1 protein-coding gene is annotated in these 821 nt (G+C 65.5%); it reads left to right on the plus strand.

The window, feature by feature from the left end; all coding sequences use genetic code 11:
- A partial coding sequence (locus AC0L3B_RS38130; RefSeq protein WP_473382687.1) for an IS256 family transposase occupies positions 1-809 on the plus strand: 809 nt, incomplete at its 5' end.
- Between the last annotated feature and the right edge of the window lie 12 nt (positions 810-821).

Consider the following 821-nt stretch of genomic DNA (forward strand, 5'->3'; position numbering starts at 1 on the left):
AGGTCAGCCGGCTGTGCGGCGAGATCGATGACAAGGTGAAGGCCTTCCTCGCCCGTCCGATCGAGGGCGACTGGCCGTATCTGTGGATCGACGCCACCTACGTGAAGGTGCGCCAGAATGGCCGCATCGTCTCAGTCGCGGTGATTGTCGCGGTTGGCGTCAATAGCGACGGCCGACGCGAGGTCCTCCGCATTGACATCGGCCCTTCCGAGGCCGAGACGTTCTGGACGGCGTTCCTGCGCAAGCTCGCCCGCCGCGGCCTGCGCGGCGTCAAGCTGGTCGTGTCCGACGCCCACGAAGGCATCAAGGCCACCGTCGCCAAGGTGCTCAATGCCAGCTGGCAGCGTTGCCGCGTCCACTTCATGCGCAACGCGCTGGCGCATGCTGGCAAGAGCGGGCGGCGCGTCGTCTCCGCCTTCATCGCCACCGCCTTTGCTCAGGACGACGCCGAGGCCGCGCGAACCCAGTGGCGCAAGGTCGCCGACCAGCTCCGCCCCAAGCTGCCCAAACTTGCCGGCTTCCTCAACGAGGCCGAGACCGATGTGCTCGCCTACATGACCTTTCCGCCACAGCATCGGACCAAGCTGCACTCGACCAACCCGATCGAGCGTCTCAACGGCGAGATCAAACGGCGGACCGAGGTGGTCGGCATCTTCCCCAACGATGACGCCATCACTCGCCTCATCGGCGCGATCCTGCTCGAACAGAATGATGAATGGGCCGTCCAGCGTGCCCGCTACATGGCACTGGAAACCATCGCGCCGTTGAGCGATGATCCGAGCGTCAGCATCACGGCTATCGCCAGCTGACCAGCCCGGCTC

It is taken from the genome of Bradyrhizobium sp. Kon56 (genome assembly GCF_055807635.1).